The following is a 25,587-nucleotide window of genomic DNA, read 5'->3' as shown; positions in this document are numbered from 1 at the left end:
TATCGGTCCGGCCGGTCAACCCTTTAGGTGCGTGAATGAACTCGGTGGAGAAGACACTCGCGGTCCTGCGCGCCCTTTCCAGCCCCGACCAACCCCGGCGGCTCGCCGACATCGCGGAACGAACCGGCATCAACAAGACGACCGCCCACCGGATCCTGCAGATCCTCACCGCGGAGGGGTACGCGGTCACGAGCGGCGACGGCGCGTACGCCTCCGGACCGGCGCTGCTCGCACTGGCCGGCTCCGCCCTGGCCGACCGCGACCTCGCCGCCGTGGCCCGGCCCATCCTGGAGAACCTGCAGCGCCAGACCGGGCACACCGCTCACTTCGCGGTACGCAGCGGCACGGTCGCGGTGTACCTGGCCAAGGTCGAGTCCCAGGAGCCGTACCGCATGGCGTCCAAGGTCGGCATGCAGATCGCGCTGCACTGCACGGCCATCGGCAAGGCCCTCCTCGCCGGCCTCCCCGATGAGGAGGTGCGCGCCGTCATCGCGGCGTCGTCACCGCTGATCAGCCACACGCCGGCGACCCTTGTCGAGCCGGACGAGCTGCTGGCCGATCTGGCGGCGGTACGCGAGCGCGGCTACTCCATCGACGAGGAGGAGAACGAGCGCAGCGTCCGCTGTGTCGGCGCCGCGGTCCGCGACCGGCACGGCACCGCCATCGCCGGGGTCAGCGTCTCCGGTCTCACCTTCACCCTGAAAGAGGACGACGTCGGGCTGCTCGGCCCGATGGTCGTGGCGGCGGCCCGCCGCATCTCCACTGCGCTGGGCATGCCCACGGAAAGGAACAGTTCATGACGGTGGACCCCGCCGGCATCATCGCCCGGGCCCGCGCGGACCGGACGTTCTCCGGAGCGGCATGGGCGTACGGCGGCAGCGCCGGGGTCGTGGACCGGGGCACGTTCGGCACGCTGTCGTGGGACGGCGACCCGGTACGGGACGACACGCTCTGGGACCTGGCGTCGGTGACCAAGCCGATCGCCGGGCTCGCCGTGATGAGCCTGGTCGAGGCCGGAGCGCTGACCCTCGACGATCCGATCGCCGCCCACCTGCCGGAGTACGCCGGCACGGACAAGGCCGAGATCACCGTCTTCGAACTGCTGACCCACACGTCCGGCCTGCCGGGGCAGGAGCCGTTGTGGCGCCGGTGCGCGACCCGCGCGGAGCTGCTGACCGCGTTGCGGCAGCTGCCACTGCGCTTCCCGCGCGGCACGGACGTGGAATACAGCTCCGCCGGATTCATCGTGCTCGGCCTGATCGCCGAGCGGGCGTCGGGTACTCCCCTGGACACGCTGGTCGCCGAGCGCGTCACCGCGCCCGCGGGCATGAAGGAGACCCGTTTCCTGCTGCCGGAGGAGGATCGCGCGCGGGCGGCCGCCACGGAGGACTGCCCGTGGCGCGGCCGGATCGTGCGGGGCACGGTGCACGACGAGAACGCCGAGGTGCTCGGGGGCGTCGCGGCGCACGCCGGGCTGTTCGGCACACTCAACGACCTCGCCGCCCTCGGCCAGGCCCTCTGCCGGGGCGGCCGGGGAACGGGAGGCCGGATCGTCGCCGAACGCACCCTCGCGGTGATGACCGAGCCGCGGACCGACCGGCTCCCGCTGCGGCGGGCCCTCGCCTGGCAGGGCCGCGACCCGCACCGCTGCGGCGGCGGCGACCTGCTGACCCCGGCGGCGTACGGGCACACCGGCTTCACCGGGACCAGCATCTGGGTCGACCCCGTCCTCGACGTCTTCGTGGTGCTGCTCACCAACCGCGTGCACCCCACCCGCGACTCGGACGCGATCACCCGGCTCCGGCCGCGCTTCCACAACGCGGCGGTGACCGCGTGCCTGGCGGCGTCATGATCATCGACGAGCCGCTGCGGGTCATCGGCGGTCGTACGGCCCGGCTGGCACCGGGTCCGGACGGGGTGCGGCTCACGCCGGACGACGGGCCGCCCGGCGAGCTGTTCGTCGGCCCGGGATGGGCCGACGCGCACGCGCACGTCTACGACGGCATGACCGAGATCGGCGTGGCGGCGGACGAGGTCGGCCTGGCCACCGGCGTCCACCTGCTGGGCGACGCCGGCAGCGCGGGCGCGGCGACGCTGAACGGTCTGGTCAAGTACGTGGTCCCCGCTGCCGAGGTGCGCATCCGCGCGTGGGTGAACATCGGGTCGTACGGCCTGGTCCACATGCGGGAGACCGCCGACATCCGCGACGTCGACGTCGACGCCACGCTCGCGGCGATCGACCGCCACCGCGACATCGTCTGCGGTGTGAAGGTCCGCTCCAGCGGAGTGATCGTCGGCGCGATGGGACTCCAGCCGCTGCAACTCGGCCGGCTCGTCGCACGCGAGGCGGGACTGCCGCTCATGGTGCACATCGGCGAGGCGCCACCGCTCATCGAGGACGTCCTGGACCTGCTGGGCGACGGCGACGTCGTGACCCACTGCTACCACGGCAAGACCGGTCACCCCTGGCGAGCCGACGGCCGGCCGTCTCCGGCCCTGGACCGGGCGCTGAACCGCGGCGTCCGGCTGGACGTCGGCCACGGCGCGGCGAGTTTCGCCGCCGACATCGCGCGCCGTGCCATCGCCGCCGGGTTCCCCCCGCACTCGATCAGCACGGACGTCCACGTCCGGAACATCCGCGGGCCGGTCCACGATCTGCCGACGACGATGACGAAACTGCTCGCGTGCGGCATGCCGCTCGACGACGTCGTCGCCGCGGTGACCCGCGCACCGCGCGACATCCTGGGGGCGGCGGAACCCTGGCTGGACGAGGACGGCGTGGTGCGCCACGCGACCGTGTTCCGGCTGACCGAGACGGCCCCGCCACACCGGACTTACAAGGACGCCCGCGGGGTGATACTCGATCCGCAGGCGCACGTCGTGCCGGTGGCGACGGTAAGAAACGGGACGCTCACCGCGGCAGGGCCGGGATAGCGGAACGGTGATCATCGACCGCTGCCCATTCCCCGTCCGAGGCGTTAACCTGGTTCGGCAGTTTCGACGCTATGCGGTTGGGGTGCGATATGACGGAGCAGCCGCTCGATGTGCATTACGCGGGCCTGACGCGCGCCACCCGGTACAGCCGGGAGGCCGCCGACATTCTGACCGGAAAGGTCAACGAACACCTCTCCGGCTGTGCGGCGGCCGGTGACACCCACAGGGGCTGGGAGACCACCGCGGCGCTGAACGAATGCGTCGAGGCGTGGGCCTCGCATCTTCGTGGAATCGTCGACGACGCCCATGACATCGGCCAACGGATCCATCGCACACGCGGCAACTACGTAGACGCGGAATTGGACTCGCACCGGCGCAGCAACGCGGTGGTGCCACCGCCCGGCATCCAGGAAGTGTGATCACATGGGCGGCATCACCTACGACGATCTGCTGAACGCCACTCCGCACCAGTACAAGAGCACCGCCGACGCGTGGGGTAAGTGGCGGGACGCGGTGGACAAGCACGGCGGTGACCTCCTCACGGTCAATCAGCACGTGTCCGGAAACTGGGACAGCGCCGCGGCCTCCGAGGCGCACGCGTTCATCGACGCGAAGCACTTGAAAGTGCAGGAGTCCTCCAGGATTCTGGCGCAGGTGGAGAGCACGCTGACCACCGCGTACACGAATTTCGCGGAGGCGCACAACAAGCTGGTGCAGACCGTTCAACTGGCGACGGCCAATGGTTTCGACTGCACGGGCGGCAAGGTCACCGACACCCGGCCGCCCACCGACACGAAGCGCGACACGGACCGGGCGACAATCCAGCAGGGATACCAGGACGACATCGACGCCGCCCTCAAGGAGGCGACCAGCGCCGACAGTTCGGTCGCGACCGCGTTGCGTGACCTGATGCCCGGCACCGACCTGTCGAGCGGCAACGGCACCGGCCCTGGAAACGGACACGGGACCCCGCTGTCCGCCCCGGTCGACTACGCGCACTCCGGCAGCATCCCGGTGCCGGCCAACGCCAGCACCCTCGCGCCCAACCCCCGCGCACAGCAAATAATCAACTGGGCGCTCACCAAGCTCGGCGACCCCTATGTGTGGGGCGCCGCGGGACCGGACCGGTTCGACTGCTCGGGTCTCACCTCGCAGGCCTACCACGCCGCGGGTATCGACATTCCGCGCACCTCCGACGTGCAGTGGCAGCAGGAGCCGTCGGTCCCGGCGGGCCATGAGCAGCCCGGCGACCTGGTCTTCTTCCACATGGGCAACAGCGGACCGGGACACGTCGGCATCGTCTTGGACCCCGAAAAGGGCACGATGATCGTCGCACCGCATACGGGCAGTTACGTCCAGATCCAGAATTACAAAACCCAGAACCCCATCGGCTTCGCCCGTCCCACCTGAGCCCACCCGGAGAGCAGCGTTTCCCGGGCGACGCAAGGAGATCACCGCGCAACGTAATGTCGCGGTCCGGCCGTCTTCCCACCTCACGGGGCGCTCAGTGAGCCTTTCTCGGTCGGCGAGTGCGTCGATGACGCCGCGGGCGCAGGTCATATCGGTGCGGATGAGGGTGACACGCGAGGCCTCGGCTAGAAGTGATCTCTAGGCCGAGATCACTTCTAGCCGAGGCTTTGCGGCTTTCCGGGCGTTGGGCCACCGGGCAGGCCGTCCTGGCGATCACACATCGTCGCCGGCCGTTACGGAGAGGCTCAGTGTGCCGCGTCCAGTTCGGCGCGCTGCTCCCCGGTCAGCTCCAGGTCCACGGCCGCCAGACTCTCCTCCAGTTGCGCCACCGAGGACGCGCCGACCAGGGGGATGACCGGTATCTCGCCGCCGATGAGCCAGGACAGCACCACCTGGTTGGGGGTCGCCCCGGTTTCGTCGGCCACCTGGTGCAGCGCCGCGAGGCGGGCGGGCGTGCCCGCGTGGTCGAAGCCGGCGTCCAGGGGCTTGTCCTGGCGTACGTAGGCGCCGCCCAGCAGCGGGGAGTAGGCGACCAGCGCGAGGCCGGGCTCGGCCCGCACATAGCTGAGCAGGTCACCGGAGACTGTGCCGATCTCCCCGTCCGGGGAGCGCCTGCTGGGCAAGTCGCCCCGCCGCCGCAGGTAGCTGTGGTGGTACTGGAGGACCTCGTAGCCGGGCAGGCCGGCGGCGGCGGCCAGGTTCCTGGCCCGCTCCAGGCTCCACGCCCAGTGGTTGCTGGCGCCCAGCAGGCCGACCGTGCCGTCTGCGACCAGTGCGCCGAACGCCTCAACGATCTCCTGCCACGGCGCGTCCGGGAACCCGATGTGCGCGTACAACAGGTCCAGCCTCTCCACGCCGAGGCGCTCGCGGCTGGCGGCCGAGGACTCCCGGATCACCTTGGCGTTCACCCCCTCAACGCCGTCTGAGGGGACCAGCCTGCTGGTGGAGCCGGTCGGCTTGGTGGTGGCGGTCGGCCGGCCGCCGAGCTTGGTGGCGATGGTGATCTCCTCGCCGACGCCGCGGCTGCGCCGCCAGCGGCCGAGCAGCGCCTCGCTTTCCCCGCCCTGGCTGCCGGTGTTCCAGTACGCGTAGTTGTTCGCGGTGTCGATGAACGTGCCGCCCGCCTCGACATACCGATCGAGAATCGCGAACGACGTCTCCTCGTCGATGGTCGTGCCGAACAACATCGCGCCGAGACTGAGCACGCTCACCTCACGCCGCGTCGCCGGGTCAGCGCCGATAGTGCGGTATTTCACTCAGTTCCCTCTCATTTGGCCCAGAGGAAAGAGATGTGCGAGAGATCGGTGTACACGCGAGGCACGGCATGCAACAGAGAACGTAGAGGTCTTCATGTTTATGATCATCACGTAGGCGTACCGCGGTGGCGTAGAAGATTCCTGTTCATATCCACTCATCCGGGCCGGCCGGTCTCAGCATCGCCCGGACCGCGCTGGGTAGCTGTCCTGTGTGCTGTCGGAACACGCGGGTCAGGTGGGCCTGGTCGGCGAAGCCGTAGGTAGCGGCCAGCGTCCGCAGTGAGGAGTGTCCGTCGGCGAGGTCTTCGGCCACGGCGCGGACCCGTAGCTGGTTGCGGTAGTGGTTGAGGGTCTGCCCGGTGACCTGGTGGAACACCCTGCTGAGGTGGAAGGGGGAGCAGCCCACCTGGCGGCCGAGTTCCTCCAGGCTCACCGTCAGCGGCCCGTCGATCAGCACCGCCCGCGTGTGGTCGACCAGCCTGCGGTGCGCCTGGACAGTGGCGGCGCGCCGCCCGGTCCGTGCCAGAGTGTGCGGGGTGGGGACCCTGGTGAGCAGGTGATGCACCCGCTCGGCGACCTCGAAGCGGTCGATCCCTGCCCGGCAGGCGGAGACCAGCCGCCGGTGGGCCAGGTCGAGCGCGGCGGTAACCGGTACGACAGGATTCTGGGCCGGTGGCAGGAGGTCACCGTAGACGTCCTGGCCGAGATCGAGCATCGTGCTGATGTCGCGGGTGTAGGCCGGGTGGGCGAAGGCCACCTCATCGCCCTGGCGGAGCACAAATCCCGTGACCGGGTCGGTGAACTCCTCACGGCCGTTGACCCGCGCCAAGAACCCGCCGGAGCGGACCAACAGCATCCGCGTGACCCCGGCCTCGGGCCCGGAGACCAAGACCGGCGGACGAAACGACCGCCGATCGTCACAACAGGTGATCTCGACAATGTCGAGGGACGAATCCTCCGCCAGAGGACGTCTGATTCCCGGCCCGTCACCCAGCGTCTCCCGACACATCGCGGCCACCCGCCCCAGACCCTCGATCACCTCAGCGCCACCCAGAGATCCCCACAGCAAGGGCCCACTCAGCCGTATTCCCCCGCAGTACCGCTCGCCCGCCGACTTGCGATTTTAGGGTGGACGGGGTCCTCATCCGCACCGATCGGGTGGCCGCGCCCCCGCACCTGGGCCAGGGAGCGGCCCAGGCGATCGAGGACGGCGTCGTCCTCGCCGACTGCCTGGCCGTTCACGAGGGCCGCGAAGAGGCGTTCCGGCGGTACACCGAGCGCCGCTACGAGCGCTGCAAGCTCATCGTGGAGTCGTCGGTGCAGCCCATCCGACGTCACCGAAGTTCCCACCCGCGGGTGAGCCGTTCAGACCGGATCGCGGCCTATGCTTCAGGCAGACGATTATGTCTGTTTGGTTCGGCTACGCCCCGGGCCGTGCCGGTGGAGTCGGGAGGCGGATGGTGTTCTCGTTGGACAACGGGTCGGGCGCGGTCTACCAGGTGGAGGACGCGCCCTTCAATCCCCCGGGCGGCCGGGCGAGGCTGCACCTCTGCCGCGACCACGCCGGACGCGAACGCGTCGCCAAGCTCTACCCCGCTCCCGTCGCCGACCCTCAGGCCGCCGAATCGATTCGCGCGGCGGCGGCGCGGGGCGCGGCGGTCGTCACCGGCGCGGAGGCCGCCGGTACGGTGGCCGAGGCGGCGGACACCTCGATCAACTTCCCCGTCGACGTCCTGGTCGACCGGCAGGCCGTCGTCGGCGTGGTCCTGCCGTTCGTCCCCCGGCCGTTCCGGTACGACGACGGCCGGCCCCGCACCCTCGACCACCTGTGGACGAGCCCGGCCGGTCCGCCTCCCGCGGCCTTCCGCGTCGGGGTGCTGCTCCGGGTCTGTGAGATCTTCGCCGTCTTGGAGGACGCGGGGCTGGTCCACGGCGGCGTCTCCCCGGAGAACCTGCTGTGGCGGCCCGATCGGCCGCACGCCTACCTCATCGGCTGTGACGGCCTGCGGCCGGCCGGCTCGCCCGGCACCCGTGGCGCCGGCGCCCCGGGCTTCGCCGACCCACGCTGGATCACTCACCGGATCGCCGCGCACGACGAGCACAGCGACCGCTACGGCCTGGCCGTCCTGGTGCACCACTGCCTGCTGCCGGGCTCTCCCCCACCGGCCCTGGCCGGGGACGCCTGGCACCGGCCCACCGACCTGCCCGGCGAGTTCGACCCCCGGCTGCGCGCCCTGTTCGACCGCGCGTTCGGCGACCCGTACGCCACCGACGCCCGCCCCAGTGCCGCGGAGTGGCGCGACACGCTGCGCGGCGTGTTCTTCGGCGAGAACGGCACGAGCCCTCGTGGAGATGCCCTCGCGATGCTGGACCGGCACGGCCGGCGGTTCGGGGACAACGCGCCGCCGCCCGCCATGGCCGGCGGTCCGTGGCCGGGTATGGCGCCCCTGCCGCCGGGACCGCCCATCCCACCCGGACCTCTACCGCCCGGACCACCCCTGCCGGCGGGATCCCCCATGCCGCCCGGCCCGCTCGGGCCACCGCCACCGCCCGGGCCACCCGGACCGCCGTACGGGCCCGGTCCCTACCCCGGTCCGATGAGGCCGGCCGCCCCGTCGGGAGCGCGGACGGCGGCCATCGTCCTCGCCCCGATCGTGGCGGTGGCCGTGATCGTGCTCGGCATCGTGGCCCTGCAGAGCGGCGGCGGCACCAAGAGCGCGCTGAGCACTCCGTATCCGCTACCGGACTCGGCCACGAGCACCCCGGACGCGGACCCGACCAGCCCCTACCCGGACCCGACCACGAGCGCCCCGTACCCGGACCCGACCACCGCGCCCCCGGAGACCGATCCGACCACGCCGTACGAGCCGCCCCCGCCGCCGGAGCACTGGGGCGCCATCGCGGTGGCGCACGATGGCAGCCTCGGCAAGTCGTGGGACTACGGCTCGGAGTCCGGCGCCAAACGGCGAGCGATGAACGAGTGTCCCCGCTCCGGCTGCAAAGTCCTCGTGACCTTCGTCAACGCCTGCGGCGCCGTCGCGTTCAACCCGCGTACCAACCGGTACTGGGGCGGCCGCGGCTCCACGAAGGCCGCGGCCGAGCGGAACGCCATCTCCAACGCGGGCGGCGGCCACTGGATCACCTGGGTGTGCACCACCCGCTAGCAGAACCTCAAGCCAGGTAGGGGATCGTCTGGGGTCCCTCGGGGAGTACGCAGAGCCGTGCGTCCGGTCCGGCGGCGGCCAGGGCCCGGGCGACCGTCTCGGAGACGTCGCCGGTCTGCCGCAGATGCGCGGAGGCCAGGTCGTCGTCACTGAGATGGGAGGTGTGCATCACGACCTGGGTGTCGCACTGGATGCGGGCCTGGATCTGCACCTGCCACTGGTCGGGCACGGTCTCGCGGGCGGAGCGTGCCGCGATGCCGTCCAGCAGGTGCCGTGGGGAGCGCGCCGACGCGAGCACCTCACGGTAGGAGCCGTGGTCGGGGAATCCGTCGCGGCACTCGGCGGCGCACACGATCGTCCCGCCCGGGCGTACGACCTGGTAGGCGGCGGACATGCCCTTGACGGCCTGATAGAGGTTCTGGTCCAGGGGAAAGCCGGAGTTGGTCGTCACCACGACGTCGAACGGCGCCGGCACCGGCCGCATCGCCGTGCGCTTGGCGAACGCGGTCGCGGCGGCGTGCATGGCCGGCAGGTCTCCGCCGAACGCGGCGACGATCTCCTTGTCCCGGTTGAGGACCACGTCGAGGGCGAAGGTGACGCCGGTCGCCTCGGCGATGGCGCGTACGTCGTCATGCACCGGGTTGCCGTGGGTGACTCCCCAGGTCGCCCGGGGACTGCCGATCCGGGCGGCGTCGTGCAGGACCAGGACAGTCTCCAGCGCCGCCAGACCGGGGGCCACGAGTTTGGGCCCGCCGGAGAAGCCCGCGAAGAAGTGCGGCTCGACGAACCCCGTGGTGATCCGTACGTCGGCCTGGGCCCATTCCCGGTTCAGCCACACGGGCACCTCGTCGCCGAAGGTGCCCATCCAGGTCAGCTGTTCGCGGTCGCGGGCGTCGTGGTTGACGATGCGCACGTGGTCCACGACCTCGTCGCCGAGCATCTGCCGCAGTTCGCTCTCGCTGTTGCCGCGGTGGGTGCCGGTGGCGACGAGGATCACCACGTCGTCCGGATCGACGATCCCGTCGAGCTCGGCCAGCACGGCGGGGACCATGAGATGCCTCGGCTGCGGGCGCGTGCCGTCGCACACCGATATCGCCACCGACTGCCCCGGCCGCACGCGTTCGCGCAGCGGCGGTCCGGCCACGGGCGAGCGCAGCGCGGCGGTCAGAACGCCGGCCTGATCGTGCGCGGCCTCATGGTGGACCGGCTCCACGACGGTGGCCGTCTCGGGGTCGACGTCGATGTCCAGGCCGGTCTCGCCGTAGGCGAGGCGTACTCTCACGGTCAGGAACCGAGCTCGGGAAGGTTCTCGGCCAGCGGCACGAACTCCGTCACCGTCAGCAGCCCGTCGTGATCGACGTCGTACTGCTCGAACAGCGCCTTGACGATCCCGGACAGGTCGTTCACCTCCGCCGCCGGGAACATCCCCGCGATCGCCGAGGTCACCTCGTCCGCGGTGAGCCGCCCGTCGCCGTCGGTGTCGTACCGTGCGAACACCGCCTTGTAGTCAGCCGACATGTTTTCCCTCCTCCATAGTCACCGGAGCACTGATCGTAACCAGGTGATGGTGACCACGTGACCGGCGGGGACGCGCGTGTACCCGATCAGTACCCGGCTGGGTCATCCTCCGGTCTCAGAATCTGTCGAATGCGCAGAGAGGGACCGATGTTTCCACGTCGAAATTCCGCGAGACGCCGGGCGTTCGTACTGGCCGGCGCGGTTCTGCCCCTGGTGCTCGGAACGCCGGCGATCGCCTCGGCCGCCGCCACTCCGGGTGGCCGGGTCACCGTTGAGAACTCCCGGCCGGCCTGGACGAACGCCTCGGCCGACCGCGGGCCCACGAACCCCTCGACCTCGTTGGACCTGCGGGTCTACCTGGCCGGGCGCGACCCGCAAGGGCTCGCCGCCTACGCGGCGGCCGTGTCCGACCCGCACAGCGCGGCCTTCCACCACTATCTGACGCCCGCGCGGACGCGGTCCCGTTTCGGCGGCACGGCCGCCCAGACCAGGGCGGTCACGTCGTGGCTGACCCGTTCGGGGCTGAAGGTGGACAAGGTCACCGACCACTACGTGTCCGTCCGCGGTTCGGTGGCGTCGGCGCAGCAGGCCTTCGGCGTCGCGCTGCACGACTACACCGTCAAGAACGCGACACTGCGCGGGCCGGCCGGTGAGGTGACCGTGCCGGCGGCCGTCGCGCCGGACGTGCTCGGCGTGACCGGACTGGACGACGGGAAGCACCAGGCCGGCCCCGCCGAGGACCCGCCCGGTCCTCCGACGGTCACCATCCGCGCCGCTCCCTGTTCGCACTACTACGGCGAGACCAAGGCGACCGACCAGCCGCCGGCCTACGGCCACACCGGCGTGTGGACGCAGTGCGGTGACACACCGCAGCAGATCCGTTCCGTCTACGGCCTGGACAAGGTCGCCGCGACCGGCAGCGGTTCGACCGTCGCGGTCGTGGACGCGTTCGCCTCGCCCACGATCGCCGGCGACGTCACCCTCTACAGCAGGATCCACGGCACCGCGGACTTCAAGGCGGGGCAGTTCACCCAGAACCTGCCGGACGACTACAACAGCGTCGAGGAGTGCGGCGGCCCGATCTGGGGGCTCGAGGAGACGCTGGACGTCGAAGCCGTGCACAACGTGGCGCCCGACGCCGGCGTGACGTACGTCGGCGCGGCCTCGTGCCAGGACACCGACCTGGCCGACGCGCTGAGCCGGATCGTCGACGACCACCTGGCCGACATCGTCACCAACTCGTGGGGCACCGAACTGAACGGCACCCCGCCGGCGCTCCGTGCCGAGTACGACCAGATCTTCCAGCTCGGAGCCACCGAGGGGATCGGCTTCTACTTCATCACCGGCGACTGCGGTACCTGGGACCCGGCGACGCCCTGCGGCGCGGGCAACGGTTCCACGGCCCAGCAGGTCGCGTTCCCCGCCGAGAGCCCCTGGGTGACCGCGGTCGGCGGCACGACCCTGGCGGTCGGCGGCGACGGTCGTGAGGTGTTCCAGACCGGGTGGGGGAACGTCAGGTCGGCGAAGACCTCCGACGGCACGGGGTGGACCCCGGTGCCGCCCGCCGGCTACCCGGCGAACTTCTACCAGGGCGGCGGTGGCGGCACCAGCACCGACTACCAGCAGCCGTCCTACCAGGCCGGCGTGGTCCCGGCGAGCCTGTCGAAGACCCTCCTGGACGGGAGCACCACGACGACGCCCATGCGCGTGCTTCCCGACGTCGCCACGGAGGGGGACAACAACACCGGCATGCTGGTCGGGGAGACCCAGCTCTACAAGGACGGCACCCCGCACTACCACGAGACCCGCTGGGGCGGCACGAGCCTGTCCGGTCCGCTGTTCGCCGGTCTGCAGGCGATAGCCCAGCAGGCGCAGGGCGGCGAGAAGATCGGTTTCGCCAACCCGGTGCTCTACGCCAGGCACGGCACGTCCGCCTACGAGGACGTCACCGACACCCCGAAGGGCGCCGGAACGCTGCTCGGCGTCGTCCGCAACGACTACACCGACCCGTCCGACTCCAGCAGCCCGGTCATCACCCGCCTGTGGACGTTCGGCGAGGACGGCCCGCTGCACGCCGTCGCCGGTTTCGACAACGTGACCGGCCTCGGCGCGCCCTCGACGCGGTACGTCCAGTCGTACGCGGCCGCGGCGAGGGCACGGCGGTGAGCCGGGGGCCGCGATACCGCGTGTGTACCCGGCCGGTACCGGCCCGCGGCGGAACCCACCGCACAGGTCCTTGAGTACCGCGGTCTGACGGCTCACTCGTACGGCGGGGATGCCCCACCTCTGGCGCGGCATCCCCGCCGTATGACCGAACGGGCCGGGCGGCCGGGCTACTGAGCCGGGAGGACCGGCGCCGCGGTCTCGGTCTCGGTCTCGGAGGAGCCGATTCGGGCGAAGACCTGACGCGCCTCACACCCGGCCTCCTCCGCGACGGCGGCCGCGCCGGTTGCCGGCCGCCTCGGTCGCGGCCAGCGCGCACCGGTGCGTCTCCCGCCAGTCGTCGAAGTAACACATGACCTGGTAGAGCTGGTTTCCGCCGAGAGCCGGCTCCCAGCACAGCTCGTCCAGCCCGAGCTCGGCGGTCTGCCGTACGGCGGCCAGGAGCGACAGCCGTTCGACGTGCAGCCAGGCGAGCGGGGAGGCGACCTCGGGCAGCGTTCCTGCCACCAGGTCCGGCCGCCAGCGGGGCGCGTCGCCGCGAATGATCGTGTGGTCGCCGCCCTCGTCGGCACGGTGCACGATCTCGGTGAGCGCCAGAACCGCGCCGAACGCCCGTACGAGAGCCGCCCGGCGCGCGTCCTCCGGCTCCTCCGCCTCCGCGCGTTCCCGCGCGTAGATACGGACCAGGTCGTGGAAGCCGTACCGGACGCCGCGCGCGGCCGAGGTGGCCGTGACGCTCAGCAGGCGCACGTCGACCAGTTCGTCCAGCAGGTCCTGGGCGGTACGCGGCGTACCGTCCAGCAGGGCGGCGGCCGTCCACACCGCGAAGTCCGGTGTGTCGAGCAGGCCGAGCAGCCGGAAGAGGCGGCGCGCCGGGGGGTCGAGCGCCCGGTAGCTCAGCCGGAAGCTCGCCCGTACCCCCAGGTCGCGGTGGCGGAGACCGTCGAGCCGGTGACGGGCGTCGGCCAGCCGCGCGACGAGGTCGGCGACCTTCCAGTGCGGCCGGGTCACGAGCTGCGAACCGACGATCCGCAGCGCCAGCGGCAGCCCCGCGCACAGCTCCAGCAGGCGTTTCAGCGCCGTCGGGTCGGCCGCGAGCCGCCCGCTTCCGACGATCCTGCGCAACAGCGTGTCACCGTCCGCCTCCGGCAGCCCCCCGAGGTCGATCCGGTGCGCTCCGGCCAGCCCGCCGAGCCTCCGCCGGCTGGTGACGATCACCGCGCAGGTGCCGCTGCCCGGCAGCAGTCGCTCGATCTGCCGCTCGTCCCGGACGTCGTCGAGGACCACGAGGACCCGCCGGTCGGCCAGCAGACTCCGATAGGCCGCGGCGCGCTCGTCCTCGTTTCCGGGTACGGCGGCGTCCGGCATGCCGAGCGCGCGCAGGAACCGCCCGAGCACCTCGTGCGGATCGGCGGCCGTCGATCGCGCGCCGTCCAGGACGGCGAAGAGCTGGCCGCCCGGGTACGCCTTCCGCAGCCGGTGCGCGGCGTGCACCGCGACCGTCGTCTTTCCGATCCCGCCCTCGCCCGACACGGCCACGACCGCCGCCGGCCGGTCCGGCTCGCGGTCGCTTCTCAGGACCGCGTCGATGCCGGCCAGCTCGGCCTCGTGGCCGGTGAAGTCGCCGATGTCGCCCGGCAGCATCCGGGGCACGGCGGTCCCCCGCGACTCCGGTTCCGGCGGGCCGGCGGTCCGCGCGCCCGCGGCCTCCGGCTCGGGCAGGTCGAGGAAGGGCGCGCCGACCAGGATCGCCTCATGCAGGTCCCGCAGCTCGCGCCCGGGTTCCAGTCCGGTCTCCTCGACCAGGACGTCCCGCGCTCGCAGATAGGCCTTCAGCGCGTCCGCGCGGCGCCCGCAGCGGTAGAGCGCCAGCATCAGCTGCGCCCAGATCCACTCCCGCAGGGGATGCTCCCCGGCCAGCGCGGTCAGCTCGCCGACCAGCTCCGTGTGGCGGCCCAGCCGGATGTCGACGTCGACGCGCTGCGCCAGCACCGACAGCCTGACCTCCGCCAGCCGCGCGGCCTCCGCCGCCACGATCGGGATGTCGACCATGCCGTAATAGGCCTCGCCGCGCCACAGCGCCAGCGCGTCGCGGAACAGCTCGCTCGCCCGCACCGGCTCGCCGCCCGCATGGACCGCACGCGCGGCCGCGACCAGGTCGTCGAACCGGGTGACGTCCGACTCGTCCCGCCCGACCCGCAGCAGGTAACCGGAGTTCTGATGGACGATGCGCCCGGGGTCCCCCAGGCGGCGGCGCAGCTGGTGAACGTAGGTCTGGATGTTCTTGGCGGCGCTCTTCGGCGGTTCGTCCCCCCACAGCGCCTCGGTCAGCACTCCACCGGCCACCGCCCGGCCGGGACGGCCCAGCAGCACCGCCAGCAGCGCCCGTGCCTTCGGCGGGCCCAGGTCCACCGGCACGCCGGACCTCGACACCGCCAACGGCCCCAGGACCTCGAACTCCACAGCCGCTCCCTCAGCCCCGCCGGCCGCGGGCCGATCGCGGAGCCCACCGCCGTACCCGCCGTACGGATCTTTGTGTATCGATCAAGCTAGATCCGCCGTGCCGGGACGAATCGCCAAATAACGCACCGGCGTTCGCCACATCTCGCATCCCCGGCGGCGTGTGCTCGCTGGGGACTCAGATCCGCACAAGTCCGGCAGACAGTGCTGTACGTTGCGATCGGCAGCGTGTCATCGGTTCGGCTCCGGAAGGCTCTGAGACGTGGTCGTCGCTTTCGATTCAACCGGCCTGCAGCGTCTCGACGAGACGACCTGGGCGCATCCCGCCAGCGGGGACCGGATCCACATCTCGCTGAACGGCTCACCGCTGAGCGAGCCGGCCTGGCTGGAGAACATCCCGGCCATGCGGTACAACCTCGCCGTCGAGTACGCGCAGATGGGATGCCTCATCGAGGCCGAGCCGGTGGTCCTCGGCGGTGTTCGCGGGGTGTGCCAGGTGGTGAAGGCGCCGATCCCGAACGCGCCCAGCGGGCAGGTCTTCCTGGCGAACATCTTCCTGGCGAAGGCCGACCGTCACGTGATGTTCGGCTGCTCCGCGGGGGAAAGCGGGATCACCGGAGTGCGCGAGGCGGCGATCATGGCCGAGCTCGGCCTCATGCCGGACGGCTGGGTGCTGCCGCATCCGTACGCCCCCGAGCTGCGGGGCCGACTGCCGTACCATCGCGGCGACGACCCGGCGTGGGACGCGCGGTTCCCCGAACATCCGCTGTCGCGAGTACGGGCGTGGGTGCGGTGGGTGCTCGCCACGGCGACGGTCGATCCCGCGTTCGCCGCCCTGCCCGACTTCGTGCCCGGCCCTCCGGCGCCGGGCCCCGGCTCCGCCGGGTAGCCCGACCAGCGCTGAGCACGATCTGGCGACTCCCCGTGCACGAATCGGCGAGCCGGTCACCCGCTGCTCGCCTAGCGTGGACGCTCTGTTCCCAACGCCGGTCGGGGTAGCGGCTCCGTCGTGATCGGCGGTGCCCTCCCCGGCCGTCGTGACGTCAGCCGCTCCACGGACACCGGGCCGGACTAGGTGTACGGAGCGATGGGTGAATGAAGTGAACCGGTCGGCCGACCCGGCCGACGAGACGCTGCGCCCGCAGGTCCGGGTGCTGGCGGCCGGTGCGGTGGTCGGCGTGGTGCTGCTCGGCGCGGCCGTGGTGATCGACCTCACCGGGGCCAACGACGCGCGGACTCCGCAGCTGCCGACCCCGGGCTCCACGTCGGTGCCGAAGATGCCGGGCATGCCCCCGATGCCGTCCGAGTTCCCGTCCGGGGTACCGACCGGCATTCCGACGACGCTGCCGTCCTTCCCGACGGACCTGCCCACCATGCCGAGCTTTCCCGGGAGCGCGCCGTGACGGGCGGGCCGACGATGGGCGGTCTGGTCCAGGACGACGCTCTCGCGCGGGGGCGGGCCCTGCTCATCGCCCGGCTGATGATCGCGGTCTACCTGGTGGAGCTGCTGCTCAACTACCTCCGGCCGCACGTCCAGGCGAACGAGCCGACGCTGTCGATCTTCCAGAAGCTCCCGGGGACCTCCGGCTCGATCGGCCGGCTGCTGTCCCTGCCCCCCGCCATCTTCTGGACCGTGCTCGCCGGCATCGTGGCCGGCGCCGCGATCCAGGCTTTCGCGGCGGTCAGGCGACCGGAAGGGCGCCGGGCGGTGGTGCTGACCTGGGTGACCCTGGTGCTGCTGCTGGGCCCGTTCACGCTGATCCCGCTGGCGGTCGTGCTGGCGTACCCGTTCCAGGCGCTGGTGTGCGTGCCCGGCACCGCCTTCGTCCTGCTGCTGTTGCACGGCGGCCAGCGGTTCGCCCGGATGCCTCTTCCGGTGCTGCTCGTCGCGTTCGGCTGGGGCGCGCTCGTCGTCTTCGGTCTCGGCCGCGCGTACACCGGGCTGGCGTTCGGGACCCTCAACGGCTACCTGGGCAAGCCGTCGGGCTCGCTCGGCTCGCAGATCAAGAACCAGTACCACGCGATCGACCTGATGATCCTGCACCTCAGCATCGTGAACGCCTTCCTGGTCGCGGCCGGTGTCCTCCTCCTGTTCGTCCTGTTCCGGCATCGCGTCACCGACGCGGTGACCGGGCTCGTCCTCGGGGCGGCCGCCGGACTCGGCTACAACCTCGTGGAGAGCGTCCTGTTCATCCGGATCTACGGGTCGCTGGGCTCGTTCATCAGCGGGGCGACGGGCGGCTTCGAGTACTACGTCCGGCAGGCCATCGGCCTGCTCGGCGGGCAGGCGGCGTTCGGGGCGCTGCTCGGCGCCGGGCTCGGCCTCGCCGTCCAGTCGCGGCGGCACCGCCCGCTGATCGCCGTCGCGGCGGTCGTGGCCGCCATCGGCGCCTCCGCGGGAACGGAGACGCTGGCGGGCTGGTTCTCCCACGGGGTCCACGACCACCTCGCGACCGGTGGGGCCTTCGACACGCTGATCGTCTCTCCGTTCCTGTGGCTGGTCCCGCAGGCGCCGTTCATCCTGCTGGCCGCGCTGCTCCTCTGGCTGGGCCGGCGTACGCGAGCCGCCGCGGCCCGGACGGCGGTGACGGCGGAGGCGTCCGCGCCGGACTCGGCGATCACCCCCGCCGAGGCGCCGTACCTGACCGACCCGGCGCTGCGCCTCTGGGCGGTGGTGAGCACCTGGCGCTCGTACGGTCAGCCCGCCGCGCTCGCGCTCCTGCGCCTGCAGTCCGCCCAGCTCGACCTGGCCGCATGGCGCTGGCAGCGGCGGGACTCCGCGGACGAGCCCGCGGCCCGCGAGGAGGGAGACCGATTGCGCGCGAGAGTGCTGCGGTTGAAGCGGGCCCCCGGCCCGCAGCGGGTGGTGGCGCCATGATCCGCCGTGGACTCGCCGCCGTCGCCACGGCGGCCCTCCTCGTCGTCCTCGCTCTGCCGCTGACCGCCCAGCCGGCCTCGGCCTGCGACGTCAGCTACGGCTACAAGCCGTCGCTGAACCTGAACAAGCCCAACTTCGGACGCGGCGCGGCGTGCTCGACCGGCACCTCGCTGGCGGGCGCCTTCTTCGTCGCCCTGCTCGCGGTGGGCGCGGTCGTCGCCGGCGGCGCCCTGGCGTACCGGAAGGCCGAGACGCTCCTCCGGACGTCCACACCGCCACCGTCCGGTCCGGGCCACCCCGCTCCCGGCCACCCCGGTCCGGCGGCCCCGCCGACGGGACAGGCATGGCCCGGGCCCACCGGACCCTGGCCGCCCCCGCCGCACCAGGCACCGCACCAGGCCGCACCGAACACGGCCCTCATCCGCTACCTCGACGCGGCGGGCATCGTCCCGCCCGCCGCTCCGGGCCGCGGGCCGATGGAAACAGGAGGCGGCCATGGGCGTCCAGGTTCCTGACCTCCGCCGGAGGGGGCGAGTCGACGCCACGCCGACCCGGCGCTTCCGACGCCGCCTGGGCGCGCTCCTCGCGGCGGCGGTCACCGCGTTCTCCCTGGCGGCGCCGGGTGCGCTCGCCGGGCCGACGCCGCCCCCCTCGCACGACTCAAGCTCCACGACCGTCATCTGGCCGGGTCTGGATCCGGCTTCCAAGAAGACAACGCCCGCCCAGCTCGATGAGGCCTACAAAGAGGCCGGCCGACGGCTCGCCGCCGACCCGAGGGGACGTGCGCTCATCCGGGCCTGGAGGGACTGGGCGAAAGGACTGCGCCTGCCCTCGAACATCTCCGTCCAGTGGTTCGACTTCAGCTGGATGGAGAGCGATCCGCAGCTGCCCGTCTGGTTGCGGAACAACGTCGACGACTTCTACCGCATCCTCACGGAGGCGGTGAGCCGGTATCCGGGGTTCAAGGATCCGGAGGGTTACCGCGTGACGACACAATCGGTCGCCGTGGATACGGAGGCAAACCTGTACGACTCGCTGGGCGTGCCCAAGAACGGCCTGTTGTTCCAGGTGGCGACGGGCAACGAGAAGTGGGCGGGCCACTCGGAGGAGAACGGGCTCGAGTGGACGACCCGCGCCGTCAACACGTCGCTCCGTACCCTGGCCGAGAAGACGATCGGCCGGAAACAGATGGGGTTCAACTCCTTCAAGAAGGAGACGAACCGGATCCTCGCACGGGCTCCCCGCGGCCTCGCCGGGCAACGTACCCCCTGCGCCGGACGGTGCGACATCCAGACCAAGGCGTTCTCCAGGAATCTGGCGATCGCCGACTACACCAAGGCGGGAACGGCGAGCTCCAGGATCGCGCAAACCGTTGTGCCCAGGGTCATGCAGGAGGGGGAGGCCGAGCTCAGCCGCCAAGAAAACGGCGTGAAGGAGAAGGCGAAGAAGGCCGAGGAGATGGCCACCCAGGACCTGGGCCAGTGTCACTCGTCCGGGGGCCTGCGGCGGCCAGGCGAGGACTTCGGCGGAAACGGCGTACGGATGGCGGTGTGGGCCGCTCCGCCCGCCGATGACTGTTCCAGGACCGCCCTGAGCCCGCTGGCAGAGGCACTCTCGTCACAGAACCTCGGCGGCGTCGACTTCTCCACACTGGGGATCCGCTATATGTCGGACAACCCCGGCTCGGGCGGCGTGCGGTACTCCCTCTCCGGGCGTCCGGCCGCTCCCGGCTCCTCCCAGGACGCCGACTCCGGCCTTGACGCGCTCACGAACAGCACCGCCGACCTGCGGACCTGGCTGGCGTTGGATCCCAGCAAGTTCTGGGTCAACCTCAACCCGACCGAGCCGAACCGGATCGTGGACCCTCAGCTCGGACGGACGAACGCCGGGAAGGCGCTGCTCGAGGCCGATCTGCGAATGAAGCAGACCGAGGGAAAGCTGATCGATCCGAAGACCCCTCTCGGCGCCCGGTACTGGAAAGCGATGGGCGGCCCCACGGACACGATCTGCTACTCCTCGCGGCTGTGGATCGTGCCCGGCGACGTCGAGGTCCGGCAGGACGGCTCCTCTCTCTACATCGTCAAGGCCACGCTCCAGGTGAAGGCGAAGGCGCAGCACCCCGGCGGCGGGTACGGCTGCGACTCGGATCCGGCCTCCGACGCGCGGGGTGAACGGCTGGAGCAGACGATGCTCGTGCCCAAGGTCGAGGAGGCGGTCAACACCGCGCCGGAGTACGCGCCGATACGCCGTGCCTTCCTGGCCCGCGTCGTGGCGCAGTGGATCCGGGACCGGCACCAGAGCGGTCACCACACGTCCTTCGACGGCCTAATCGACTCGGGTGACCTGGGTTCGGCCGTGCTCACGGACGGCTGGCAGCCCCGGCAGGTCTTCGACTCCTACGTCCGCGCGCTCCGCGACAAGGACTTCACCTACCACCAGACGATGCGCGTGGGCGACACCCGCGTCATCCGTACGATCACCTACGGCGGCGTCGACTTCAGCAAGCTGAGTTCCGCACGGCTCAGCGCGGCGCAGATGAACCAGCGGCTCCCGCGGTTGTCGCAGACCGTCAAGGCGTCGGGCACCCACCCCGCCAAGGCCTCGGACGGCTCGATCTGGCTGGGAGAGAGTGCCGGGTCGGGGAACAGCGGCCTGTGGTCCAGGGTCAGCGGCACGGTCGGCGCCTTCGTGACCGGGCGTACCGGCATCCTCGTCCTCATCGTCGCGGCGCTGGGCCTGGTCACGTTCGGCATCCGAGGATCCGGCCGTAAACGGCGGGCCTAGTGCGGTGACCACGAACGTTCGCCGGGTTTGATCATGCTGCCTTGGGGCGTGGGCGGCCCCAGCGTTGCCTGCGTTCGCTGCGGAACAGCCGTGGAAGTAGCGGATGCCGTGGGTGCGGCGGTAGGTCGCCGGGAGCCGGTCCGGCCGGCAGGCCGGCGCCCACGCCGACCCGTGGCAGGGGCGTATCGAGATCGGCCCGAACTGGTCGAAGGCGAAACACCGCTCGGGGAAATCGAACGGACGCCGCAGTCTGGCCGGGCGCGTCGTGGCCGTGTCGACGATGAAGGCGATGTCATCGTCACCGATCAGGCGGGGACGGCCTCCCGCCCACTTAGGGTCCAGGCAGGCCGGCCCCTGTTCGTTGAACGCGTGGATCACATTCCGGACCGTGTCCTCGTCCGCGGCGACCAGCCGGGCGATCGCTGGCACCGGCGTCCCCGACGCCGAGGCCATGATCATCATCGCCCGGCGGACCCGGATCGACTCGCCTCTGCCCGGCGGTCAGAGTCGATCGGCGCAGGTGGATCAACATGGGTGCGCTGCACCCACGCGCCAGGCGCCGGGCCAGATTACTGTCGTCGACGTGGACAGTGAGAACAAGCTCGGTGACTACCTGCGAGCTCGGCGGGCGCTGATCCGGGTGCAGGACGTCGGTCTGCCCGATGACGGTCCCCGGCGGGTGCCGGGGCTCCGTCGCGATGAGGTGGCGCTGCTGGCAGGGGTGAGCACGGACTACTACATGCGCCTGGAGCAGGGCAGGGAACGGCATCCCTCCGATCAGGTGCTGCGGTCGATCGCCAGGGCACTGCAGCTGGATGACGACGCCGCGGCGCATTTGTTCCGGCTCGGCCTGCCGGTGTTCGGGGCGCGTGCGGCCACGTCGCTGACCGCCGCTCCGGAGCTGGTGCGCCTGATGGACGGCATGCCGGACGTGCCTGCCTTCCTGGTCAGTGCGGCGCAGGACATCCTGGGCGCGAACGCGATGGCACGGGAGCTCTACCGCGGGTTCGCCCGGTACGACAACCTGCTGCGCATGATCTTCCTGGACCCGTACGCGAGGTCCTTCTACGGCGACTGGGACGCCGCGTCGCGGCTCGCGGTGAGCAACCTGCGAGCGTCGTCCTCGCAGTTCCCCGCGGACGAGCACATCGAGCGGATCGTCGGCGAACTGAGCCTGCGCAGCCCGGCGTTCGTGAACCTGTGGGCCCGCTACGAGGTGCGTCCGCGGACCAGCGAGGTGAAGCACTTCGTACATCCACGGGTGGGCGAACTGCGGCTGCACTTCGAGACGTTCGCCGTCGCCAGCGCGCCCGGGCAGCACCTGTCCGTCTACAGCGCCGAACCGGGCAGCACCGGCCACGACGGCCTGGTCCTCCTGCGCCGCTTGGCCGAGCAGGCAGCCACCGATGCCGAGAACTCCGCATCGGAGCAGGCTTTCAAGAAAGGGGACACCCGATCATGACCGCCTCCCTCGCGGACGGCGCAGGCACCTTCGAAATCGCCGGGAAGAAGGTCGCCCGGTTGGGCTTCGGCGCCATGCGGCTGACCGGGCTCGGGATCTGGGGCGAGCCCGAAGACCGCGCCGAATGCGTGCGTGTCGTACGGCGCGCCGTCGAACTCGGCGTGCAGCTCATCGACACCGCCGACTCCTACGGACCCCATGTCAGCGAGGAGATCATCCGCGAGGCCGTCCACCCGTACCCGGACGATGTCCTGATCGCGACCAAGGCGGGCCTGACGCGCAACGGCCCGGACGTCATCCGGCGGGGAGACGAGCTGGTACGCCTCGGGCCCCGGGCCTGGCCTCCGGTGGGTCGCCCGGAGTATCTCCGCCAGCAGACACTGCTGAGCATGCGCCGCCTCGGCCTCGAGGCCATCGATCTGTTCCAGCTCCATCGTGTCGACCCCGCGGTTCCGCTGGAGGACCAGGTCGGCGAGCTGAAGAACCTGCAGGACGAGGGCAAGATCGTCGCGATCGGGCTGTCACAGGTCACGGTCGGCCAGATCGAGCGGGCGCGGCGGATCGCGGACATCGCCACGGTCCAGAATCGGTACAACGTCGCCGACCGCGGTTCCGCCGACGTCCTGGACTACTGCACCCGCCACGGCATCGGGTTCATCCCCTGGGCGCCCGTGGCCGCGGGGCGGCTGGCCCGCCCCGGCGGGCCGGTCGACCACATCGCCGCGGCGCACCACTCCACCCCGACCAATGTCGCGCTTTCCTGGCTGCTGCACCGATCCGACGTCGTCCTGCCCATTCCCGGCACGTCGAAGGTCGCCCACCTGGAGGAGAACCTGGCCGCGTCCCGGCTCCGCCTCAGCGACGCGGAGCTGGCCGAGCTCGACGCGGCGGCATAACCGACTCTCGCACTCGTCGGCCCATTGCTTCGAGAGAACCAAGCAATTGTGGCGGCGCACCCGCGTGTCAAGAACGCGGGCGCATCGTGCGCCTCATCTCGCCCCGCTCGAACAGCCCGCAGCTTTCCGTGCCTGCTGCCTGATGACGAAAAAGGAAACCATGGAAACCGTCTTCGTGATCTACAGGTCGGGCGGAAAGGACTTCCGGTTCGACCACGACTCCTACGTGTTCCAGCACCTCGTGGCCGTGGCGGTGAACGAATTCCGCGACGAACAGGCCGCCACCGCGGCGTCCCTTTCACCTACTGAACAATGACTTCGACATCAAAGACATCGGCCCGGACGTGGTTGGGCGTGCTCACACTGCTGGCCGGCACACTGCTGCCCCCACTGGATTTCTTCATCGTCAACCTCGCCATCCCGTCGATCCAAGACGACCTCGGCGGTGGTGACATCCTGGGCCAGCAGGTCGTGGCCGGCTACGCCGCCACCTACGCCGTGACGCTCACCCTCGGCGGGCGGCTCGGCGATCTGCACGGACGACGGCGGGCTTTCGTCGTCGGCCTCGTCGGGTTCGCCCTGGCCTCGCTGCTGTGCGGGTCGGCCGGCGAACCCTGGCTGCTGCTCATCGGGCGCGTCCTGCAAGGGTTCACCGCCGCGCTGATGGCGCCGCAGTCCCTGGCGCTCATCCGCGCGAGCCTTGATGGCCGAGACCAGGCGATCGCCCTCGGCTTCCACGGTGCGACCCTCGGACTCGCCGCGGTCATCGGCCAGTCATCGGGCGGCCTGCTCGTCACCGCCGATCTCTGGGGCCTGGGCTGGCGGGCGATCTTCCTCATCAACCTGCCGATCGCCGCGCTGGCGCTGCTGGGCAGCCTGTTCCTGCCCGACCCGCACACGCGAGGCGAGGCGAAACTCGACTGGACCGGCGCGATCCTGCTCTTCGTCGGTCTCGCCGGGATCGTCGTACCCCTGGTCGAGGGGCGCGCCCTGGACTGGCCCTGGTGGTGCTTCGTCGTCCTGGTCGCCGCGGCCGGCCTGCTGCACAGGTTCTGGCGCTACGAGACCACGCTCGACGGCGAACGGCGGCGCCGTCGCGTCATGCCCCTGGTGCCACCCCGGGCACTCACCGCGCCCGGAGTGCGGATCGCGCTGGTGGCGGTCGCCCTGTTCTACTCGATCGCCTCATTCTTCCTCGTCTTCTCCGAACGCGAGCAGGCCGCCGGGCGCACCCCGCTGCAGGCGAGCCTCGACATCCTGCCGCTGGGCATCGGGTTCCTGATCGGCCCGCTGACCGTGCCGCACCTCATGCGGGTACTGCCGCGCCGGATCGCCGCGCTCGGCCTGGGGCTGGAAACCGTCGGCTTCCTGGTGTTCGCGGGGCTCGTCGCCGCGTTCGGCCAGACACCCTGGGCCGCCGCACCCCTGGCGCTCATCGGCTTCGGCCAGGGACTCGCGCTGCCGTCGCTGATCCGGATCACGGTCACCCACATCCCGCGCGCATTCGCCGGCCTGGCCAGCGGTCTGGTCAACGCCACCCTGCAGATCAGCGCCGCCCTGTCGGTCGCGGTCATCGGCGGCGTCTACTACACCGCCGCCAGCGCGTTCGGCTCGGCTCACGCCATCACCGCGGTGTCGGTCCTCATCGCCACGCTGCTGTTCGGCTCCGCTGTGCTGTCCGTGCGGGCCGAACGTGTCCCGTCCCTGGATACGCCTCCGAAGATCGACGGAACACCCGATCACCAGGCGAAGGAAAGCACCAGCCGGGCGCCTCGCTGAGTCGCCGGGAGGCGACATGGCCGGAGAGCCGAAGCCCGACCTGGCAGGGGGCGTGCCGTGCAGGCGGCGGGCGGCGCAACCCGGGAAGACCGCCGGCGGGCGGCCGACGCCGCGCCGTGGTTCTGGCCACCCGCCTGAGCCCGACCGGGCCGAAGGGCACGCTTCCCCGTCATTCCGCGCTGCCGGGCCGGGGCTGTCGCAGGCCCGCCAGCAGGATGCCCAGATAACGGCGGCCAGCGGCGGCCCGCTCGGTGGCGTCGAGTCCGGTGTGGATGTTGACCGCGTACGCGATCCCGCACATCAGGGACACCAGATCGGCTTCGGACACGCCGGGGTCGATCACGCCGGCCTCGTGGACGCGGGCCAGCAACCGGCCGAACCGGCTGGTGACCTTGTGCTTGAGCTCGGTGGTGCACGCGAGCGCGTCGGTGCCAGCGGCGAGCACCGGCGCGACAGCGGCGTCGGTCAGCTGCACCCGGATGCCTTCGACTAGGAACCCGTGCAGCGCCTGCCACGGGTCCGGGTCGGCCAGCGCTTGCTCGGCGCGCTCAGCCAGAGCCTCGAACGTCGGTGCGGCGACGGTTTCCAGCAGCGCCTCCGGTGTGGGGAAGTGCCGGTAGACCGTGGCGACCCCCATGGACGCCGCCCGGGCAACGTCGTTCAGCTGCAGCGGCTTGCCTTCGTCCACGTAGCGGCGGGCGGTCGCGACGATGCGCTCCCAGTTGCGGGCGGCATCCTTACGCAGCGGAGTGGTGGGCACCACCACATCATAAACGGATAACTTATCTACTTGCGCTATGGTGAAACGGATAGACCATCCGTA

At 71.3% G+C, this 25,587-nt stretch carries 22 protein-coding genes and 1 pseudogene; 16 read left to right on the top strand and 7 right to left on the bottom strand.

Features of this window, described 5'->3' with window-relative positions; translation table 11 throughout:
* The first annotated feature begins 35 nt into the window (after positions 1 to 35).
* From QSK37_RS37740 to QSK37_RS37720, 5 genes are all read left to right on the top strand, one after another.
* Complete coding sequence (locus tag QSK37_RS37740; RefSeq protein WP_285630584.1) at positions 36 to 800, top strand: IclR family transcriptional regulator; 765 nt, start codon at positions 36 to 38, stop codon at positions 798 to 800.
* Positions 797 to 1,852 (top strand): serine hydrolase domain-containing protein, encoded by a 1,056-nt coding sequence (locus QSK37_RS37735; RefSeq protein WP_285630581.1) that lies wholly within the window; start codon positions 797 to 799, stop codon positions 1,850 to 1,852. Before QSK37_RS37740 ends, QSK37_RS37735 begins: the two co-directional genes overlap by 4 nt.
* Positions 1,834 to 2,934 carry an amidohydrolase family protein gene (locus QSK37_RS37730; RefSeq protein ID WP_285630578.1) on the top strand — a complete coding sequence of 367 codons (1,101 nt, stop codon included), beginning with the start codon at positions 1,834 to 1,836 and terminating at the stop codon, positions 2,932 to 2,934. The genes QSK37_RS37735 and QSK37_RS37730 overlap by 19 nt, the downstream gene beginning before the upstream one ends.
* Before the next feature lie 89 nt (positions 2,935 to 3,023).
* Positions 3,024 to 3,353: a hypothetical protein gene (locus QSK37_RS37725; RefSeq protein WP_285573782.1), complete on the top strand. Its 330-nt coding sequence runs from the start codon at positions 3,024 to 3,026 to the stop codon at positions 3,351 to 3,353.
* A gap of 4 nt (positions 3,354 to 3,357) precedes the next feature.
* The gene (locus tag QSK37_RS37720) at positions 3,358 to 4,344 is read left to right on the top strand and encodes a C40 family peptidase (RefSeq protein WP_285630575.1); all 987 of its coding nucleotides are present in this window, start codon (positions 3,358 to 3,360) and stop codon (positions 4,342 to 4,344) included.
* A 305-nt stretch (positions 4,345 to 4,649) separates the two neighbouring features.
* Here QSK37_RS37720 and QSK37_RS37715 read toward each other — a convergent pair whose 3' ends face one another.
* Both QSK37_RS37715 and QSK37_RS37710 read right to left on the bottom strand, forming a co-directional pair.
* Positions 4,650 to 5,660 carry an aldo/keto reductase gene (locus tag QSK37_RS37715; protein ID WP_285630572.1) on the bottom strand — a complete coding sequence of 337 codons (1,011 nt, stop codon included), beginning with the start codon at positions 5,658 to 5,660 and terminating at the stop codon, positions 4,650 to 4,652.
* Between the two features lie 145 nt (positions 5,661 to 5,805).
* A complete protein-coding gene (locus QSK37_RS37710; protein ID WP_285630569.1) occupies positions 5,806 to 6,516 on the bottom strand; it encodes a helix-turn-helix transcriptional regulator in 711 nt (236 codons plus the stop codon).
* A 601-nt stretch (positions 6,517 to 7,117) separates the two neighbouring features.
* On the opposite strand from QSK37_RS37710, the gene QSK37_RS37705 reads away from it, so the two are divergent.
* Positions 7,118 to 8,824, top strand: coding sequence for a DUF4189 domain-containing protein (locus tag QSK37_RS37705; protein WP_285630565.1), 1,707 nt, complete (start codon positions 7,118 to 7,120; stop codon positions 8,822 to 8,824).
* A gap of 7 nt (positions 8,825 to 8,831) precedes the next feature.
* On the opposite strand, the gene larA is transcribed toward QSK37_RS37705, so the two are convergent.
* Together larA and QSK37_RS37695 are read right to left on the bottom strand one after the other, a co-directional pair.
* Positions 8,832 to 10,106, bottom strand: a complete 1,275-nt coding sequence (gene larA / locus QSK37_RS37700; protein ID WP_285630562.1) for a nickel-dependent lactate racemase — start codon at positions 10,104 to 10,106, stop codon at positions 8,832 to 8,834.
* A gap of 2 nt (positions 10,107 to 10,108) precedes the next feature.
* On the bottom strand, positions 10,109 to 10,342 hold the full coding sequence (locus QSK37_RS37695; protein ID WP_285573763.1) for an EF-hand domain-containing protein: 234 nt from the start codon (positions 10,340 to 10,342) through the stop codon (positions 10,109 to 10,111).
* A gap of 147 nt (positions 10,343 to 10,489) precedes the next feature.
* On the opposite strand from QSK37_RS37695, the gene QSK37_RS37690 reads away from it, so the two are divergent.
* Positions 10,490 to 12,508, top strand: coding sequence for a S53 family peptidase (locus QSK37_RS37690; protein WP_285630558.1), 2,019 nt, complete (start codon positions 10,490 to 10,492; stop codon positions 12,506 to 12,508).
* A 246-nt stretch (positions 12,509 to 12,754) separates the two neighbouring features.
* Here the strand turns inward: QSK37_RS37690 and QSK37_RS37685 are convergent, their stop codons facing one another.
* The gene (locus QSK37_RS37685; RefSeq protein WP_285630555.1) at positions 12,755 to 14,968 is read right to left on the bottom strand and encodes an AfsR/SARP family transcriptional regulator; all 2,214 of its coding nucleotides are present in this window, start codon (positions 14,966 to 14,968) and stop codon (positions 12,755 to 12,757) included.
* 259 nt (positions 14,969 to 15,227) lie between these two features.
* Between QSK37_RS37685 and QSK37_RS37680 the strand changes: the two genes are divergently transcribed.
* The 5 genes from QSK37_RS37680 (at position 15,228) to QSK37_RS37660 (ending at position 20,627) form a co-directional block, all read left to right on the top strand.
* Complete coding sequence (locus QSK37_RS37680) at positions 15,228 to 15,854, top strand: hypothetical protein (RefSeq protein WP_285630552.1); 627 nt, start codon at positions 15,228 to 15,230, stop codon at positions 15,852 to 15,854.
* 202 nt (positions 15,855 to 16,056) lie between these two features.
* Positions 16,057 to 16,368 (top strand): hypothetical protein, encoded by a 312-nt coding sequence (locus QSK37_RS37675; protein ID WP_285630549.1) that lies wholly within the window; start codon positions 16,057 to 16,059, stop codon positions 16,366 to 16,368.
* Positions 16,365 to 17,843, top strand: a complete 1,479-nt coding sequence (locus QSK37_RS37670) for a PrsW family glutamic-type intramembrane protease (protein ID WP_285630546.1) — start codon at positions 16,365 to 16,367, stop codon at positions 17,841 to 17,843. Before QSK37_RS37675 ends, QSK37_RS37670 begins: the two co-directional genes overlap by 4 nt.
* Positions 17,840 to 18,358, top strand: a complete 519-nt coding sequence (locus tag QSK37_RS37665; protein WP_285630543.1) for a hypothetical protein — start codon at positions 17,840 to 17,842, stop codon at positions 18,356 to 18,358. The genes QSK37_RS37670 and QSK37_RS37665 overlap by 4 nt, the downstream gene beginning before the upstream one ends.
* The gene (locus QSK37_RS37660; protein ID WP_285630540.1) at positions 18,339 to 20,627 is read left to right on the top strand and encodes a hypothetical protein; all 2,289 of its coding nucleotides are present in this window, start codon (positions 18,339 to 18,341) and stop codon (positions 20,625 to 20,627) included. Before QSK37_RS37665 ends, QSK37_RS37660 begins: the two co-directional genes overlap by 20 nt.
* 84 nt (positions 20,628 to 20,711) lie before the next feature.
* Here QSK37_RS37660 and QSK37_RS51530 read toward each other — a convergent pair.
* Positions 20,712 to 21,122: pseudogene (locus QSK37_RS51530) on the bottom strand (helix-turn-helix domain-containing protein); the annotation flags it as partial.
* Between the two features lie 88 nt (positions 21,123 to 21,210).
* On the opposite strand from QSK37_RS51530, the gene QSK37_RS37650 reads away from it, so the two are divergent.
* The 4 genes from QSK37_RS37650 (at position 21,211) to QSK37_RS37635 (ending at position 24,764) form a co-directional block, all read left to right on the top strand.
* On the top strand, positions 21,211 to 22,089 hold the full coding sequence (locus QSK37_RS37650) for a helix-turn-helix domain-containing protein (RefSeq protein ID WP_285630537.1): 879 nt from the start codon (positions 21,211 to 21,213) through the stop codon (positions 22,087 to 22,089).
* Complete coding sequence (locus QSK37_RS37645) at positions 22,086 to 22,985, top strand: aldo/keto reductase (RefSeq protein ID WP_285630531.1); 900 nt, start codon at positions 22,086 to 22,088, stop codon at positions 22,983 to 22,985. Before QSK37_RS37650 ends, QSK37_RS37645 begins: the two co-directional genes overlap by 4 nt.
* A 160-nt stretch (positions 22,986 to 23,145) precedes the next feature.
* Positions 23,146 to 23,301: a hypothetical protein gene (locus QSK37_RS37640; protein WP_285630528.1), complete on the top strand. Its 156-nt coding sequence runs from the start codon at positions 23,146 to 23,148 to the stop codon at positions 23,299 to 23,301.
* Between the two features lie 38 nt (positions 23,302 to 23,339).
* Entirely contained in the window at positions 23,340 to 24,764 is a 1,425-nt protein-coding gene (locus QSK37_RS37635; protein ID WP_285630525.1) for an MFS transporter, read from the top strand.
* A 169-nt stretch (positions 24,765 to 24,933) separates the two neighbouring features.
* Here QSK37_RS37635 and QSK37_RS37630 read toward each other — a convergent pair whose 3' ends face one another.
* Positions 24,934 to 25,524: a TetR/AcrR family transcriptional regulator gene (locus QSK37_RS37630; RefSeq protein WP_285630522.1), complete on the bottom strand. Its 591-nt coding sequence runs from the start codon at positions 25,522 to 25,524 to the stop codon at positions 24,934 to 24,936.
* Positions 25,525 to 25,587 lie beyond the last annotated feature (63 nt).

It is taken from the genome of Actinoallomurus iriomotensis, from assembly GCF_030269445.1.
GTDB classification, from domain to species: Bacteria; Actinomycetota; Actinomycetes; order Streptosporangiales; family Streptosporangiaceae; genus Actinoallomurus; species Actinoallomurus iriomotensis.
Note: the sequence above shows the minus strand (reverse complement) of the source record. Positions and strands in the feature narration are given on the sequence as shown.

Coding starts and splice junctions, on each gene's coding strand:
- QSK37_RS37710 (WP_285630569.1), bottom strand. CDS start 6,516: ATGCTGTTGGTCCGCTCCGGCGGGTTCTTGGCGCGGGTCAACGGCCGT.
- QSK37_RS37740 (WP_285630584.1), top strand. CDS start 36: ATGAACTCGGTGGAGAAGACACTCGCGGTCCTGCGCGCCCTTTCCAGC.
- QSK37_RS37665 (WP_285630543.1), top strand. CDS start 17,840: ATGATCCGCCGTGGACTCGCCGCCGTCGCCACGGCGGCCCTCCTCGTC.
- QSK37_RS37725 (WP_285573782.1), top strand. CDS start 3,024: ATGACGGAGCAGCCGCTCGATGTGCATTACGCGGGCCTGACGCGCGCC.
- QSK37_RS37735 (WP_285630581.1), top strand. CDS start 797: ATGACGGTGGACCCCGCCGGCATCATCGCCCGGGCCCGCGCGGACCGG.
- QSK37_RS37640 (WP_285630528.1), top strand. CDS start 23,146: ATGGAAACCGTCTTCGTGATCTACAGGTCGGGCGGAAAGGACTTCCGG.
- QSK37_RS37690 (WP_285630558.1), top strand. CDS start 10,490: ATGTTTCCACGTCGAAATTCCGCGAGACGCCGGGCGTTCGTACTGGCC.
- QSK37_RS37645 (WP_285630531.1), top strand. CDS start 22,086: ATGACCGCCTCCCTCGCGGACGGCGCAGGCACCTTCGAAATCGCCGGG.
- QSK37_RS37720 (WP_285630575.1), top strand. CDS start 3,358: ATGGGCGGCATCACCTACGACGATCTGCTGAACGCCACTCCGCACCAG.
- QSK37_RS37705 (WP_285630565.1), top strand. CDS start 7,118: ATGGTGTTCTCGTTGGACAACGGGTCGGGCGCGGTCTACCAGGTGGAG.
- QSK37_RS37695 (WP_285573763.1), bottom strand. CDS start 10,342: ATGTCGGCTGACTACAAGGCGGTGTTCGCACGGTACGACACCGACGGC.
- QSK37_RS37660 (WP_285630540.1), top strand. CDS start 18,339: ATGGGCGTCCAGGTTCCTGACCTCCGCCGGAGGGGGCGAGTCGACGCC.